General features: G+C 61.8%; 18 protein-coding genes. 16 read left to right on the top strand and 2 right to left on the bottom strand.

What is annotated here, in order from left to right; translation table 11 throughout:
- Positions 1–438 precede the first annotated feature (438 nt).
- The 3 genes from B7X49_RS13800 (at position 439) to B7X49_RS13810 (ending at position 2,237) form a co-directional block, all read left to right on the top strand.
- A complete protein-coding gene (locus B7X49_RS13800) occupies positions 439–1,476 on the top strand; it encodes a DUF3034 family protein (RefSeq protein WP_286839783.1) in 1,038 nt (345 codons plus the stop codon).
- A 19-nt stretch (positions 1,477–1,495) separates the two neighbouring features.
- Complete coding sequence (locus tag B7X49_RS13805; RefSeq protein WP_286839785.1) at positions 1,496–1,897, top strand: group 1 truncated hemoglobin; 402 nt, start codon at positions 1,496–1,498, stop codon at positions 1,895–1,897.
- A 148-nt stretch (positions 1,898–2,045) separates the two neighbouring features.
- The gene (locus B7X49_RS13810; protein WP_286839788.1) at positions 2,046–2,237 is read left to right on the top strand and encodes an SDR family NAD(P)-dependent oxidoreductase; all 192 of its coding nucleotides are present in this window, start codon (positions 2,046–2,048) and stop codon (positions 2,235–2,237) included.
- A 101-nt stretch (positions 2,238–2,338) separates the two neighbouring features.
- On the opposite strand, the gene B7X49_RS13815 is transcribed toward B7X49_RS13810, so the two are convergent.
- Positions 2,339–2,776, bottom strand: a complete 438-nt coding sequence (locus B7X49_RS13815; protein WP_286839791.1) for a recombinase family protein — start codon at positions 2,774–2,776, stop codon at positions 2,339–2,341.
- Between the two features lie 36 nt (positions 2,777–2,812).
- Here B7X49_RS13815 and B7X49_RS13820 point away from each other — a divergent pair, with 36 nt between their 5' ends.
- Together B7X49_RS13820 and B7X49_RS13825 are read left to right on the top strand one after the other, a co-directional pair.
- Positions 2,813–3,136 carry a type II toxin-antitoxin system RelE/ParE family toxin gene (locus B7X49_RS13820; protein ID WP_029314276.1) on the top strand — a complete coding sequence of 108 codons (324 nt, stop codon included), beginning with the start codon at positions 2,813–2,815 and terminating at the stop codon, positions 3,134–3,136.
- Positions 3,137–3,152: 16 nt separating this feature from the next.
- Positions 3,153–3,470 carry a DNA-binding protein gene (locus B7X49_RS13825; RefSeq protein ID WP_286839794.1) on the top strand — a complete coding sequence of 106 codons (318 nt, stop codon included), beginning with the start codon at positions 3,153–3,155 and terminating at the stop codon, positions 3,468–3,470.
- Positions 3,471–3,742: 272 nt separating this feature from the next.
- Here the strand turns inward: B7X49_RS13825 and B7X49_RS13830 are convergent, their stop codons facing one another.
- Complete coding sequence (locus tag B7X49_RS13830; RefSeq protein WP_286839796.1) at positions 3,743–4,405, bottom strand: metalloregulator ArsR/SmtB family transcription factor; 663 nt, start codon at positions 4,403–4,405, stop codon at positions 3,743–3,745.
- Positions 4,406–4,514: 109 nt separating this feature from the next.
- On the opposite strand from B7X49_RS13830, the gene B7X49_RS13835 reads away from it, so the two are divergent.
- From B7X49_RS13835 to B7X49_RS13885, 11 genes are all read left to right on the top strand, one after another.
- A complete protein-coding gene (locus tag B7X49_RS13835; protein ID WP_286839799.1) occupies positions 4,515–5,258 on the top strand; it encodes an MBL fold metallo-hydrolase in 744 nt (247 codons plus the stop codon).
- Positions 5,259–5,263: 5 nt separating this feature from the next.
- Positions 5,264–6,520 (top strand): MFS transporter, encoded by a 1,257-nt coding sequence (locus B7X49_RS13840; RefSeq protein WP_286839802.1) that lies wholly within the window; start codon positions 5,264–5,266, stop codon positions 6,518–6,520.
- Positions 6,521–6,544: 24 nt separating this feature from the next.
- Positions 6,545–7,501 carry an inorganic phosphate transporter gene (locus tag B7X49_RS13845; protein WP_286839805.1) on the top strand — a complete coding sequence of 319 codons (957 nt, stop codon included), beginning with the start codon at positions 6,545–6,547 and terminating at the stop codon, positions 7,499–7,501.
- Positions 7,502–7,532: 31 nt separating this feature from the next.
- The gene (locus tag B7X49_RS13850; RefSeq protein WP_286839806.1) at positions 7,533–7,976 is read left to right on the top strand and encodes a hypothetical protein; all 444 of its coding nucleotides are present in this window, start codon (positions 7,533–7,535) and stop codon (positions 7,974–7,976) included.
- Complete coding sequence (locus B7X49_RS13855) at positions 7,969–8,175, top strand: hypothetical protein (RefSeq protein WP_286839808.1); 207 nt, start codon at positions 7,969–7,971, stop codon at positions 8,173–8,175. Before B7X49_RS13850 ends, B7X49_RS13855 begins: the two co-directional genes overlap by 8 nt.
- Positions 8,163–8,606, top strand: coding sequence for a hypothetical protein (locus B7X49_RS13860; protein WP_286839810.1), 444 nt, complete (start codon positions 8,163–8,165; stop codon positions 8,604–8,606). The genes B7X49_RS13855 and B7X49_RS13860 overlap by 13 nt, the downstream gene beginning before the upstream one ends.
- A 66-nt stretch (positions 8,607–8,672) precedes the next feature.
- Positions 8,673–9,353, top strand: coding sequence for a heavy metal response regulator transcription factor (locus B7X49_RS13865; protein WP_286839813.1), 681 nt, complete (start codon positions 8,673–8,675; stop codon positions 9,351–9,353).
- Positions 9,331–10,809, top strand: coding sequence for a heavy metal sensor histidine kinase (locus tag B7X49_RS13870; protein WP_286839816.1), 1,479 nt, complete (start codon positions 9,331–9,333; stop codon positions 10,807–10,809). Before B7X49_RS13865 ends, B7X49_RS13870 begins: the two co-directional genes overlap by 23 nt.
- Before the next feature lie 200 nt (positions 10,810–11,009).
- Positions 11,010–12,347, top strand: a complete 1,338-nt coding sequence (locus B7X49_RS13875) for a TolC family protein (RefSeq protein ID WP_286839819.1) — start codon at positions 11,010–11,012, stop codon at positions 12,345–12,347.
- Positions 12,344–13,231, top strand: a complete 888-nt coding sequence (locus B7X49_RS13880; protein ID WP_265638500.1) for a hypothetical protein — start codon at positions 12,344–12,346, stop codon at positions 13,229–13,231. Before B7X49_RS13875 ends, B7X49_RS13880 begins: the two co-directional genes overlap by 4 nt.
- A 4-nt stretch (positions 13,232–13,235) precedes the next feature.
- Complete coding sequence (locus B7X49_RS13885; RefSeq protein ID WP_286839824.1) at positions 13,236–14,237, top strand: efflux RND transporter permease subunit; 1,002 nt, start codon at positions 13,236–13,238, stop codon at positions 14,235–14,237.
- Positions 14,238–14,313 lie beyond the last annotated feature (76 nt).

Raw genomic sequence — 14,313 nt, forward strand, 5'->3', positions numbered from 1 at the left:
CGCCGCCCCGAACCGCCATCTCGTCCCCCGTCAATCCTAAAATCATGGAGAATCAGAGCCGGTTCGAAAGGGCAAGTGAAATGTGTGAATGCCGTAGGCTATCGGGGTAGGGGAGGGGAGAGACGCCCGGAACAGACCTTTGATCCGGACGGGCAATACCACGAACGACGAACGTGGTCCGATCACGATGTGGATGGATAATCAGTCTTGACCTCCGACCGATCAGACCTTCGCATGGAGGAATGGATCAGCATTCCGGCGGATCTCTTCCAGAAAAGGCCGCTGTAGCCGCGCCCGCCTGCTCTGGTGCGAAGTTCAAGAATCACACCATTTAGGAGCAAGACTTTGCATCCATATGATCCATCAGCCCGTAGTGATAGCTGAGACCAGAGTGAAATTTACCAGGATACTGTTGCGATCTATCAGGGGAATAGGGAAATGGGTAAAGAAAATATCAGCAGGGACGGACGTTCGCTTTTGCCATTCGGCATCCTGGGATGCGTCGCCGGCTTGGGCCTGTTCGCTACGATCTGCCTATCGCCTTGGGCGTATGCTCAGAACGCGCTGTTCGCCCCCGGTCGGCTGGCGGCTACCGGGGGAATCACGGATGTAGATGGATCGGCGGGCGGCGGTATTAATCCCTGGGCCGTCATCGCTGGTTACGGCACCAACGACCAGATCGGCGGCAGTGCTGCCTATACCCACGTCGGCCTGCCGAATTACGGCCTGAACGATTTCGGGGGGGCCATCGGCTTCTTCGATCGAGTGGAAATCTCCTACGCCCACCAGCAGTTCAATCTCGGCAGTACCGGCGGCGCGCTCGACGGTGCCATCGCCGGATTCTTCGGCGCCCCGATCTCTGCCCTGCCGTCCCAACTCCAGTTTGGTAACAACTACGCCTTCAAGCAGGATATATTCGGTGCTAAAGTGAGGCTGCTCGGCGATATTGTATATGATCAGAACACGCCGTTGCCCGAAATCTCGGTAGGCTTTCACTTCCGGCACAACGAGAATGACGGCACGATCCGTGCCATCGGCGCACGCCCGAACGGCGTCGATTTTTATGTCGCTGCCAGCAAGTTGTTCATCAATGGCCTTTTCAACCGCTACAGCTTTGTGGATTTCACCCTCTCGGTCACCGACGCAAACCAGGACGGTCTGCTCGGCTTCGGTGGTCTCGCCCGAAATGGAAGTTATCAGCGCAACTACACTGTGGAACCAGCTTTCTCCATCGCCCAGTTCATCACTCGTCGTCTTGCCGTGGGCTATGAGTTCCGCGCCATGCCGCAGAACCAGCTAGTAGGTTACAATGCGCTCGGCGACGCGGTCAGCAAGACCGATCCCTGGCAGGACGTGTTTGCCGCCCTATTCATCAACAAGCACCTATCACTGACCGCAGCCTACGCACACCTCGGTCGGATCGCTTCGGTGCCGAACCAAAATGGTTTCTATATCTCTCTTACATCAAGCTTCTGAAGGAATAGGTGAACCAGATATGACCAAATTACTTTCAGTATTTGCTGGCACCGCCCCGGCCCGTGCGGCGACTTCGCATTATCAGGAGTTTGGCGGAGGTCCAGGCATGAGCTCGATGGTGAACGATTTCGTCAATCGGGTAAAGGTCGATCCGCGGATCCGAACCTATTTCACACATACGAACATCCCCGCACTGAAAGCGGCGCTGACAAATCAATTCTGCAACCTCGAGGGTGGTGACTGTCCGTTCAACATGAACATGCATACCGTTCATCAGAGTCTCGGGGTAACCCAGGCGGCATTTAACGCCCTTGCGAATGACCTTACGATCACGATGGACAATCATCACATACCGATGGACGCGCAGAACAATCTGCTAGCCAAACTCGCCGCCATGGAACCGCAAGTTGTTACGAAATAGCTCACGCCCGGATTGACGGTACATTAGACGGACCATGTATCCCGCGGCAGTGCTCGTGAACTAGAAGACCAGGAAGGACGAGGCTGATGCAGTGGTTGCCTAAATAGTCCGTGCTGGTGGCAACGCCGGTCTCGCGGTGGGGTGACCGTTGATCGAGATCGATGCTGACCATTTGAATACTCAAACCGCGTTGAACATCGCTGGCGTGCTGTTCGTATCCAAGCATACGACCATGGCGTTCGGTGATGCGGGCGGTTCCATCATCAATATCAGCTCGATCGAAGGCGTTTCGCCGATACCAGGTGGGGCGGTGTATTGCGCGCGACCAAAGCTGCGGTGAACGCCATCACCGTCAGTCTGGCGGCTGAATTTGGAACGGAAAATCCGCGTCAACGCGGTTGCTCCTGGCCTGACGGTGACTGACCAGATGAAAGCAAAAGTTCAACTGCCGGCATCGAGCTGGTCGATAATCTGTCGTTTCTGATCCTCGTTCAGGCTCTCTGGGCGACCGAGCCGTTTGCCGGTGCTACGCGCCCGGCTCGGTCCAGCCTGGGTGCGTTCGACCAACAGGTCGCGCTCAAACTCGGCGACGGCCGCCATGACCTGCATGGTCATCCGGCCGGCCGAGCTGGTGAGGCCCACCCCGCCCAGGGCAAGGAAGTGAACCCGAACACCAATCGCGGCCAGAGCCGCGATCGTCGTGCGAACATCCATGGCGTTTCGATGGCTGTGGTCGAGCTGGGTGACGACGAGTACATCACCGGCTTCCAATCGATTGACCTGGCGGCGGAAAGCTGGCCGCTGTAGTGACGGCGCACTGCCTGAGTTGGTCTCGGTGATTATCCGGCTCGACAGGACGCCGAAGCCTGAGGCCTTCACCGTTGACAGTCACTCGTTTATAGACGAATGTTCGGTATGTTCGAGCTACGGCACTACCTGACGGCAGACGGTAAAGACCTGATCGATGAATGGCTGCGGCAACTTCGCGATGGTCAGGGCAAGGCAGCCATCATCCGCCGACTGAACCGGTTGGAACAAGGCAACTTTGGGGACTTCAAAGCGCTGCGCGATGGCGTGCACGAACTGCGGATCGACGTAGGGCCTGGCTATCGGATTTATTACGCTCGCGCAGGCAAGATCGTGATGTTGCTTTTGTGCGGAGGCACGAAACGGACACAGGACGCAGATATTGACCGCGCATGTGGCTATTGGCGTGACTGGCGGGACCGTGACGAGTGAACGAGTGTAAGGAGTGATGACGATGAAAGACCGAAGCCACGACGAGGCGATGGCCGAGCTATTCCGTGACGATCCTGTCACGGCCGCCGCGACGCTCGACGCCATTTTTGCAGATGGAGACCAGGGCGAACTGCTGGTGACGCTGCGGCAGATGGCGAAAGCCTTTGGCGGTGTGCAGGCGGTTGCCAAAGCGGCCGAGCTGAATCCGACTCAGCTTTACCGCACGTTGTCGGAGACGGGGAACCCGGAACTACGGAACCTGAACGCGGTTTTGCACGCTATGGGCATGCGTCTGGCCGTTGAACCGTTGAACCGGCCTGTGCCTCACGTTTGAAGGGCGGGACAGACCCGACCCGGGCCGGCACCCATGGAGCAGAGGAAGCTATGGAGACCAGATGCCGGGAGCCTACCTACGCGCGATCATCACTATTATCGCGCGTAGTGGAATTATTCGGGGGGCTATCGGGGTAGGGGAGGGGAGACGCCCCAAACAGCCCATTCATGGGTACCGGCTTTTGCGGCGACAATTCGCTATGCTGCTGTTCCGCTCATCCGCACAGGCCAATCCAGGGTAGCAGCGACGCAATGATTGGGCACATAACCGACTTATCCCTCGACAGGTAATCCTGCGGCCTTCCACTCAGGATATCCGTCTTCCAGCCGGTATGCTTCGATGCCGTGCAAGCGAAGCTTGGCGACCGCCTCGAATGAAAGAAGACAATATGGCCCTCGGCAATATGCGACCACCGCGTGACCCGTCGTGAGCCCCGCAAGCGCGGCATCGAGGCGATCGAGCTGGACGTTGATCGCACCTGGCAGGCGACCGAGCGCGAACTCATCCGCCGGGCGCACATCGAGCAGGGTCACGGTGCCGCCATGCAGCCGCTCGAGAAGCACCTCCCGCGACACCGCTTCGAGCCCATCCTTGGAGTGGAAATACGTCGTCATGATCCGCTCGATCTCGGCGACATTCCGCTCGCCCACCCGGCCCAACGCCGCGAGCAGGGCGATCACGTCGGTTTCGGAAATCAGGCTGTAGAACATCCGCTTGCCCGCACGCCGCGGTTCGGCGAGACGGGCGCGGCGCAATACCTGTAGATGTCGCGACGTATTTGCAACGGAGAGACCGATGCGGCCGGCAAGGTCTTCCACGCCGCGTTCGCCCTGGGCGATCAGTTCAAGAATTTCGAGACGATGCGGATGCCCAAGTGCCGCCGCGATCTCAGCCAGATGAGAGAAAACCCGCTGCTTCGGTCCATTGCTTGACATTAAGAACCATATATTCAATTAATATCGATAATAATAGGTTATTGGTAGGCATCGAACAAGGCGCGCGCCCGAGTCAACAAAATGCGCAGCCGCAATGGAGGAAATCACAATGATTCTGCGCCAGTTCCTGCACGCCGATCCGACCGCCGCATCCTATCTGCTCGGGTGCGTCGGCAAGGGTGCCGGCGTAGTCGTCGACCCTCTATTTCCGATCGAACCCTATCTCGATACCGCTGCAGCCGCCGGCACTCCGATACGCGTCGTGATTGATACGCATCTCCACGCCGATCATCGCTCAGCCGGTCGCGCGCTGGCCGAAGCGGCCGGTGCAGAATACGCGCTGCATGCATCAGCCAATGTCGGCTACGCCTGCAGACGCCTTGCCGATGGCGAAAGAATCGAACTCGGCAACGTGGTGCTCGATGTTCTGCATACGCCGGGGCACACACCGGAGCACCTGTGTCTTCTGGTCACCGACCGGACGCGTGCGGATGAGCCGTGGTGTCTCCTTGGCGGCCATACGCTCATGGTCGGCGATGTCGGTCGGACGGAGCTCGCGGCCGATGCAGCGACCGGCGCGCGTGACCTGTTCGCCAGCCTGGTCCGGCTGAAGGCGCTGCCCGACCACGTCGAAGTCCTGCCCGGCGCCCTGGCCGGCTCGGTTTGCGGCCGGGGCCTGTCCGGCAAACCCGGCTCGACCATCGGCTTTGAGCGGCGGCACAATGCCGCGTTGCAGATCGACGATCCGGACACGTTCGTCGCGTTCATGCTCCAGAACATCCCTCCCGCACCGCCCCAGGCTGTCGAGCTGCGCGCCTGGAATGCCGGGACACCGCCGAAGCGTGCGGCCTGACCCCGGTGGTCGTGCCTGTCGCCTCGCGGTTGGAACGCGGCATCGCCGCCAATCGCGGCCAGTTCGCCCTGCAGGCGTTGCAGGTTTTTTTCGTCGGCCTGGTGATCGGCATGGAGCGCGCTGTGCTGCCCGACGTGGCGCGGGATTTCGGGGTGGCGCCGGGGGCGTTCCTATTCCTCGCGAGTTTCGTTCTGTCATTCGGGCTGGTGAAGGGTGCGCTCAATCTTGTCGCCGGCGGGCTTGCCGACCGGTTCGGCCGCAAGCCGGTGCTGGTCGCCGGCTGGATCGCGGCGATCCCGGTCCCATTGCTGATCTATGTCGCGCCGAACTGGTGGTGGATCGTCGTGGCCAACGTGTTCCTCGGCATCAGCCAGGGCTTCACCTGGACGATGACGGTGACCAGCCAGATCGACCTCGCTGGCAGCCATCAGCGCGGCCTTGCGGTTGGGATCAACGAGGCGACCGGCTATGTCGCCGTCGGCCTCGCCGGGTTCGGCGCTGCGGTACTGGCGCACGGCATTGGGGTGCGGCCGGCGCTGCTGGTTTTCGGCCTCGCGACCATCGTCGCGGCACTGGCGACGCTCGCCCGCGTGCGCGACACGCTTGCCTGGGTGAAGGCCGAGCATGCCGAGGCCCAGGGCCATGCACCGCCGGACCAAATAGAGGGTTTCGGCTCGATTTTCCTGCGCATCTCGTTCCGCGATCGGGCGGGGCGCGCGATCTGCCAGGGCGGCATCGTTAACAAGATCGCCGATACCCTGGTCTGGGTGATGTTCCCGGTATTCTTCAGGCGCCATGGCGCGGGTCTGGTGGAGATCGGCTGGCTGACCGGCATTTATGCGATGGTCTGGGGCCTCTCGCAGCTCTGGACGGGGCATCTCGGCGACCGGATCGGGCGGCGCAGGCCAGTCGTGGCCGGGTTCTTCCTGCTGGCGGTCGGCATAGCGCTCACCGCGATCGGGCGCGGCCCGATGCTCTGGCTGCCGGCTGCCGCGATCATGGGCGTCGGGATGGCGCTGCTCTATCCCAACCTGATCGCCGCGATGTCGGACCAGGCAGCCCCGTTGATCCGCGGCAAGGCACTCGGCACGTATCGCTACTGGCGCGACACCGGTTATGCGATCGGCGCTCTGCTGCTGGGGGCAGTGGCGCAGCTCGCACGTGCGCCGCTGCCGGCACTCTGGATTACGGCGGCACTGGTGGCCGGCTCCGGCCTATGGATCGCTCTTGCCTTGAAAAACAGCGCGAATCATGAAGGGTGATCGGCAGACGCAAAGGACCGATCGATGCTAGCGACCATCGTTCTGGTGCTGACCGCGCTGGCTTTCGCCTGGAGCATGGGCGCGCATTATACCGGTGCGTGCATGGGCATGCCCTATGCAACAAAATCGATCGCGCTGCGTCCCGCGCTCGGCCTGATGGCGGCGATGACGCTGATCGGTGCCGCGTTCCTGAGCCACAAGGTGTTGGTGCATGTCGGTCACGGTATTCTCACCGGCCAGTTGCTGGTAATTCCGGCAATCATCGTCATCGGCGTCGCCTTCCTGCTGACAACGGCGTTCACCCAGCTTCGCATCCCGACTTCGACCATTCAGATCCTGATATTTGCACTGGGCGGTGCCGGCCTGGCTCTGGGCCTCGGGATCAACTGGCTTGCGATCCTGCATCTCGTCGTGCTCTGGGTGCTGGCGCCGTTCATCGCGTGCGGCCTGGGGTTTTTGTTCACCAAACTGTTCGACCACGTACCCTGGTCCAATGCCAGCGAGTCGGCTCGGCTGATCGGTCAGGCGCTGGTCCTGGTAGGTGGGGTCGCTTCGCTGACCATGGGGGCCAACGATGTGTCGAACGCAACGGCCGTGTTCCTGACCGTGCATTTCTCCGGCCCGCTACTCGCCGGGCTGATCGGCGGCCTCGGTCTCGCGGTGGGGATATTAACGTGGGGGCGACCGATTCTGGAACGGGTCGCTGGCTTCGACGTGGTAAAAATGGACATGAAAATGGCGACCGCCGCGCAACTGGTGCAAGCGCTTGTGGTGCTGACCGCCGTGGCCTTCGGGTATTTCACCTCGATGAATCAAGCGCTGATCGGGGCAATGGCAGGCACCGGCCTGGCGCGCGGCCGCCAGACCATCGATCGCAAGGTGATGTTCGGCATCGGTCGCGGCTGGATCATTGGGCCGGGTGCGGGGTTTATTCTCGCTTATGTCGGTGCCTGGGTCTATCGCGCCATCCTCGGCGGATAAGGCTCAACAATCTGGAAGAAGGAGGTGTCTCATGAGTATGACAAAGCGCACCGCTCCACGACAATCGTATATGGTAATCGCAATCAGCGCGTTCGCCCTAAACGCGGGTTTCGGCGTGGCCTATGGAAGCCAATCTCGCCAGAAATCGAGCGATCTATGGACAGCGCAAGGCTATGCCCAAGCGGCGGTCCACGCCGGCACCGTCACCAAGGCTCATGCCGATCTTCAACGGACGCTCAACTGCCTGGTCGGCACGTCTGGCAACGGTTATGACAAGACAGTGCACGATCGTTGCTCGACCGACGGCATTCTCCCCGAATTTCCGCGATCGACGAAAACTCATATTGAGGCGCAAAAAGCTGCGCAAATCGTCGAGGTCGGACTGTCTGCCAGCGATCTCGGCATGGTGCACAGAACCGCCGGGGCGGTGCTGGGATTGCTGCACGGAAAAGGAGTCAAAGGCGAATATGACTGACGAGGCTCTGGGCAGCCGCGCCATGCGTGCCGACGCGATGGAGAGCGTAACCTGTGGCTACCTCTCGCTCGTCGTCGTCGGGCTGACCGTTCAGGCCATCACCGGTGCCTGGTGGATTGATGCCGTCACTTTGCTCGGCGTCGTATGGTTCCTGGTCCAGAAGGGCCGAGAAGCCTGGATCGGTGAATGCCACTGCTGAGCGCAATATCGTATGTTCCTGCGTCGTTCAGGTCTACCGTCCGTAAAATGCCTTCCGTGTCCACCCATTTTCTGTCACCGCATGTCGATCTCGCTCTGCGTGCAGTGTTGCCGCGCCTTGCACGCGGCCGTTCTGAAAAATTGGTGATGATCCGCACGGCGAGCGGAACGGCGAACATAGATCGCCTTGTCCTCCGTCTCTGGCGTTCTGATGTCCTGATTCCGATGCCCGATGGTGCTATGGCGCGGCTCTGGATCGGGACGATCGTCGCCGAGCGTGTCCAAACGCCGTTCTCAACATTGAATATCACGGAGGACGCGCGCAACCTGAATACACCGCTGCGCCAGCTTGCCGCAGCTCTGCCGGATGGCCGGATCGTCGGCGCCCACGCACGGCGGCCACGCCGTTTTGGAACGGAGATATTTTGCTAAGACAGAATACCGGCTTCCGAAGCATGACGTCTCCGCCGGTGCACAAACCGCAATGAGCGCTTTGCCATGAAAATCCTGATCGTCGAAGACGAAGCCAAGGCCGCGACCTATCTAAAGAAAGGGCTCGAGGAAAACGCCTTCAGCGTCGATGTCGCGGAAGATGGTGACGACGGCGCCCATCTCGCGCGCCAGGGCGGCTACGATCTGATCATTCTCGATGTCATGCTGCCGGGTCAGGACGGCTGGTCGTTGCTCAAGACGCTGCGTCAGCGGCGCGATCAGACGCCGGCTCTGTTCCTGACCGCGCGCGACAGCGTACCGGACCGGGTTCACGGTCTCGAACTCGGCGCCGACGACTATTTGGTCAAGCCGTTCGCGTTCAACGAGTTGCTGGCACGGATCAGGACCATCCTTCGGCGCGGGCCGGTGCGTCAGGCCGCAGCAGTGCAGGTCGCCGACCTCGAGATCGATGTGGAGCGTCACCGGGCAACCAGGAGCGGCCTGGTGCTCGATCTGACCCCAAAGGAGTTTCTGCTTCTATCCCTGCTCGCGAGACGGACCGGCGATGTCATCTCGCGAACGCTGATCGCCGAGCAGGTCTGGGACATCAATTTCGACAGCGGGACCAATATAGTGGATGTTCACATGCACCGGCTGCGCGCCAAGGTGGACGACCCGTTCGACCACAAGCTGATCCATACCATTCGCGGAATTGGATATGTCCTTGAAGATCGATCCGGAAGGTAGTCAGGCAGATCGCAGCCGCGCCGGTGGCTCGATGATCATGCGGATGACGGCCTGGTACGCAGGAAGTTCGTTCCTGCTGATCCTAATCGCCACCAGTTTCCTGTATTGGACCGTCTCGGCCAACATGAAGGCGGAGGACCGGCACGTTCTGAGCAATACGGCGGCAAATCTGCAATATCTGGTCCATTCGCCGGCCGACACGACGACCACGCGTCATTTGCTCGCCAGCCCGACCGGCCCATTCGCGCGCGCGCAACTCATCTGGATCCGCGTCATCGGCCCCGACGGCCGGACCCGGCTGGAAACCAAGGGTATGGACCGGGTGGTACCGGTCTCGGATTTTCCGGGGCTGCTGGCGATCCCGCCCGGCCACCATGTCATTCGCACAATCCAGACACGGGCCGGCGAATTGTTCCAGACGTTGAGCACACGCGTGGCCGGCCCTGGCGATGTGGGCCGGATTTTCCAGGTGGCGATCGACCGGACCGACGAGCAGCGCCTTCTGGTTAATTACCGCGAGCGGTTGCTGTTCGTGCTGACCCTGTCGCTCGCCCTCTGCTCGGCCATCGGCTTCGCGATCGCCCGAAGCGGGATGCGCCCGGTTGAACGCATCATCAGGACTGCGCGAACGATCCGCTCCTCGACCTTGCACGAGAGGCTCGATATGGCGGGTTTGCCGACCGAGCTCCAATCGCTCGCCGACACGTTCAACGACATGCTGGACCGGCTGGAAAACTCGTTCGTCCAGGTCTCGCAGTTCTCGGCCGACGTGGCGCACGAATTGCGTACGCCGATCAATAATCTGCGCGGTGAGATCGAGGTGGCCCTTGGCCGGGGGCGGGCGCCAGCGGAATATCGCGAGGTGCTTGGCTCGGCCTTGGAGGAATGCGGCCGGATCAACCGGGTTATCCAGAGCCTGCTGTTCCTGGCGCGCGCCGAAACCGCCGGTGAGCATCCGCATTTCGAGATGCTGGATGTCGTTGCCGAAATCGCTGCGATCCTGGAGTTCTACGAGCCGGCCGCAGTTGACGCCGGAATCGCGCTGTCGGCGGAGACTGCCGAACCATTGCGCGCGATAGTCGATCGCACGCTGTTTCAGCAGGCGATCGGCAATCTGGTGGCCAATGCAATCGCCCATACGCCCCGCGGCGGCAGCGTCGGTGTGCGCGTGCGGCAAGACGACACCGCGCGACTGCATATCGAGGTTGCCGATACCGGCCGGGGCATCGCGGCTACTCATCTACCTTACGTATTTAACCGATTCTACAGGGCCGACCGTGCCCGGTCCAGCAAGGGTGGCAACTTTGGCCTCGGGCTTTCGGTTGTCCGCAGTATCGCCACGCTGCACGGCGGAACCGTTTCGATCGACAGCGAACTTGGCCAGGGAACCCGCGCGATTTTGTCGATACCCTCGCAAGGACGTGAACCAACGAGCAGCCCGTACACACCAATCTGACGAAATCGTCATTCTAACGTGCGGGAAATGTCAGATTGCACTGCTACCAAGTCCGCCTCTGGCTCGTGAGATGGCAACGCCGTGGTGCCAACGGGCAGGATAAGGATAGGTCACATCAAAAGTTTCTGGTTCATGACGACGGTTCGACGACTGATAATCAGTTGGGGCGACTCCCTATGAGGCGGATGGTTCTCAGAGCCATGGCACTCGGAACCCTGGTTGGCGGCCTTGCCGGTTGTGCGGTTTATCGGCGCAAACCGATCGACGCGATGGCAACCGGTCACGCCCTCGAGGCCCGCAGCCTGTCGGACCCGCGGCTCGGAAAATTTCTAGCCGCGATGGGGCACCCCGCTCCGCCGTCGCGCTGGGGGCTCGAAACGCTCACGCTGGTCGCGGTGTATGAGCGCCCGACGCTACGGATCGCGAACGCAGAACTGTCGGTCGCCCTCGCAAACGGACTGACGGCGCGCGCGCTGCCCAACCCGACCTTGTCACTGGCGCCAACCTACAATTCGAGCAATTTCATTCCCTCGCCCTGGAAAGTCGGCCCACTCGTGACGTTTCTGATCACAAGCTACGGCGCCCGGCCGGCACGGATAGCGGAAGCACGCGCCTTGCTCGGCGCGGCGCGGGCGAAGGTGCTGGTTGCGGCTTGGCAGGAGCGGTCCGCGGTACGGGGCGCGCTGCTTTCGCTGTGGTACGCTGCGGCGGCATTGCGCGCAGCACGGCAAGGCGCGGCGCTGGCCGACCAGGCAGCACATGTCACCAGGCAACGCTATGCAGCGGGGATGATTTCGGCGGCCAGCGACAATCTCGCCGTCGTTACGGCCGAACAGCAGGACTTTGCCCGCGCGCTAGCCGAACGCCGCGTGAGGTTGGCAAAGGTGGCACTGGCGGGCGCAATCGGGATGCCGTCCTCGGCATTACGTGGCGTGGCGATCGACTTCGACGCCTTTCGCGACCACCCGCTCCCTGCCCATCTGGAGCAACTCGGCGCGACAGCGCTGGCAACGCGGCCCGATGTGCAGGAAGCCCTGGCCAACTACGCTGCGGCCCAGGATAAACTTCGATTTGCGATTGCCGGCCAGTACCCATCTCTCTCGATCGGACCCGGCTACAATTACGACCAGGGTCAGAACAAATATATTCTGGGCCTGTCGCTGCCGCTACCGATCTTCAACCAGAATCAGGGTCCGATTGCAGCGGCCCGCGCCGGTCGTGAACGCGCAGCCGCGCAATTCGATCTGACCCAGCAGAACGCGCTGGCGCAAATCGACGCCGCGATAGCCGATTTGCGAGCCAGTTTTCGGACGATCGCGGCAGCGCGCTCGGCCCTTCATGCTGCGGCGGCGCGGGTACGCTACTCCCGCACGGCATTCGCCGCGGGTGCGATCGGCCGGCTGCGGCTAATCGGCGCTGAACAGGCAGCATATTTTGCCCAGACCGACCTGCTAACCGCGCGGATGGAGGAACGTACCGCGATCGGCCGAGTCGAGAATGCCTTGTATCATCCTATTTTCGGAGCTTCTGCATCGTGAACCGACATATTGCTGCTGCCCTGGGGCTGCTTGCTGTCCTGCCTGCCAGCGCGCGCGCGTCGATTAAGGTCGATGCCGCGGCCCAGCGCGCCGGCGGGGTGGTGGTGCAACCCCTCGCGGCCGCCCGGTTCGCACCCTATCGCACCGGCTACGGCGTCGTACTCGATCCCGGGCCGCTGATCGCGTTGCGCAACCGGATCGTCGCGGCCCGGGCTACCGGCAGGTTCAGCGCACAATCGCTGGCCAGGGCCAGGCAACTCTATGGCGCGAGCCACAACATCGCGATGGCGACGTTGCAGGCTGCGCAAGCCCGTGACGCGACGGCGCGCGCGACCGAAGATTCGCTGATAAGCCGCGCACGTGTCGACTGGGGTGCGGCGCTCGGCGCGGCGCTGGTCGACGGGGGCTCGTCGATGGCAGCCTTGAACGACGGAAAGCGTTCGTTGATCGAAACCGCGGTCACAGGCGCACCGTTCAACCCCCCGGCAACGGCGCAGGGCGAAACCGCCGAGGGGACGAAAATCAGCCTGCGGCTGATTGGGCGGGCAACTCACCTTCCATCTGGCCTGATCGGGCAGGGCTTCTATTATACGGGACCGGCGGACCTTTCTGTCGGGCTGCCAGTTTCGGTGACGATGGCGGAGGGGCCGCACCGTGCCGGCGTCGCAGTGCCCGCCACGGCGCTCATCTACCGGTACGGTCATAAATTCGTCTTCCGCGAGACCGGGCCGAACCAGTTCGACATGGTGGCGATCACGGGCGCGCTCCGGATGGGCGGATCGGGCGGTGCGACGCGTTATTTCGTCGCCACCGGGTTGCAGCCGGGGCAGAAGATCGTGGTCAGTGGCGCCGGCGTGATGCTCTCCGCCGCACCGAAGCACTGAGACGATGCTCCAATCTATCGTCAACGTGTGCCTGCGTCATCGGATTCCAGTCACCATTCTGGTTGCCCTGTTCGTCATATTCGCCGCTTTCCGGCTAAGGACCGCGCAATACGGCGTATTTCCCGAGTTTATCCCGCCGACGGTGACGATTCAGACCCAGGCACCCGGTCTCGATCCCAAGCAGGTCGAAGCATTAGTGACCGACCGGCTGGAGTTGGCTTTGGGTGGACTGCCGGGATTGGCAAAGACCCAGTCGCAATCGCAAGCGGGGCTTTCGGTCGTGAAAGTCGTCTTTCATGGTGGCACCAACATCTATCGGGATCGTGAATTGGTCGCCGGTGCGATTGCGAGCGTGGCTGCCAGCTTGCCCGCGCGGGTGACCCCAGTGGTGACGCCGCTGCAATCCTCAACAGGCACCGTCATGGTGCTCGGGTTGCAATCGTCACGCATGTCACTGATGAAACTCACCGCCTTGATGCAAAGTGTCATTCGCCCGGCGCTGCTAAATGTTCCCGGCGTTGCCCAGGTGGTCGGCTTTGGTTCGGCCCCGGAACAGCTAATGATCGAGGCGGAGCCGGCACGGCTGATTGCTGCCCATCTGGGCTTGAACAGCGTCGCGACCGCCGCGCGCGATGGTAGTGCCGTGCTCGGCGGTGGCTGGATCAACACGGGTAATCAGCAACTCGTGATCGACACACATGCCCAGGTCAGGGGGGTTACCGATCTCGCATCGAGCGTGATCGCGCATCGTAGCGGAATTCCGATCACGCTCGGCGACATCGCAAGACTTCACCGTGCACCGCCGCCACGATACGGAACCGCTCTAGTGCATGGCAAGCCCGGGATCGTTCTGGTGATCGGCACGCTCTATGGTGCTAACACCCTCGCCGTCACGACAGCTCTGCATCAGGCGTTGGCACGTTTGGCGCCGACCCTGCACGATCAGGGTGTGCATGTGGTCAATGCCATGCAGGTGTCGAGCTTCATTCCGTGCCTATCCGGTTGACTCAGACACCCACTAGGGCTAGTGGCCCCCGCCATGGCGGCCATTGACATTCACCAGCGTGACGAACTGGCTTTCC

It is taken from the genome of Acidiphilium sp. 34-64-41 (assembly GCF_002282635.1).
Taxonomy (GTDB): domain Bacteria; phylum Pseudomonadota; class Alphaproteobacteria; order Acetobacterales; family Acetobacteraceae; genus Acidiphilium; species Acidiphilium rubrum.

Coding starts and splice junctions, on each gene's coding strand:
- B7X49_RS13835 (WP_286839799.1), top strand. CDS start 4,515: ATGATTCTGCGCCAGTTCCTGCACGCCGATCCGACCGCCGCATCCTAT.
- B7X49_RS13825 (WP_286839794.1), top strand. CDS start 3,153: ATGACGATGAAAGACCGAAGCCACGACGAGGCGATGGCCGAGCTATTC.
- B7X49_RS13860 (WP_286839810.1), top strand. CDS start 8,163: ATGCCACTGCTGAGCGCAATATCGTATGTTCCTGCGTCGTTCAGGTCT.
- B7X49_RS13865 (WP_286839813.1), top strand. CDS start 8,673: ATGAAAATCCTGATCGTCGAAGACGAAGCCAAGGCCGCGACCTATCTA.
- B7X49_RS13885 (WP_286839824.1), top strand. CDS start 13,236: ATGCTCCAATCTATCGTCAACGTGTGCCTGCGTCATCGGATTCCAGTC.
- B7X49_RS13820 (WP_029314276.1), top strand. CDS start 2,813: ATGTTCGAGCTACGGCACTACCTGACGGCAGACGGTAAAGACCTGATC.
- B7X49_RS13875 (WP_286839819.1), top strand. CDS start 11,010: ATGGCACTCGGAACCCTGGTTGGCGGCCTTGCCGGTTGTGCGGTTTAT.
- B7X49_RS13855 (WP_286839808.1), top strand. CDS start 7,969: ATGACTGACGAGGCTCTGGGCAGCCGCGCCATGCGTGCCGACGCGATG.
- B7X49_RS13805 (WP_286839785.1), top strand. CDS start 1,496: ATGACCAAATTACTTTCAGTATTTGCTGGCACCGCCCCGGCCCGTGCG.
- B7X49_RS13800 (WP_286839783.1), top strand. CDS start 439: ATGGGTAAAGAAAATATCAGCAGGGACGGACGTTCGCTTTTGCCATTC.
- B7X49_RS13850 (WP_286839806.1), top strand. CDS start 7,533: ATGAGTATGACAAAGCGCACCGCTCCACGACAATCGTATATGGTAATC.
- B7X49_RS13845 (WP_286839805.1), top strand. CDS start 6,545: ATGCTAGCGACCATCGTTCTGGTGCTGACCGCGCTGGCTTTCGCCTGG.
- B7X49_RS13830 (WP_286839796.1), bottom strand. CDS start 4,405: ATGTCAAGCAATGGACCGAAGCAGCGGGTTTTCTCTCATCTGGCTGAG.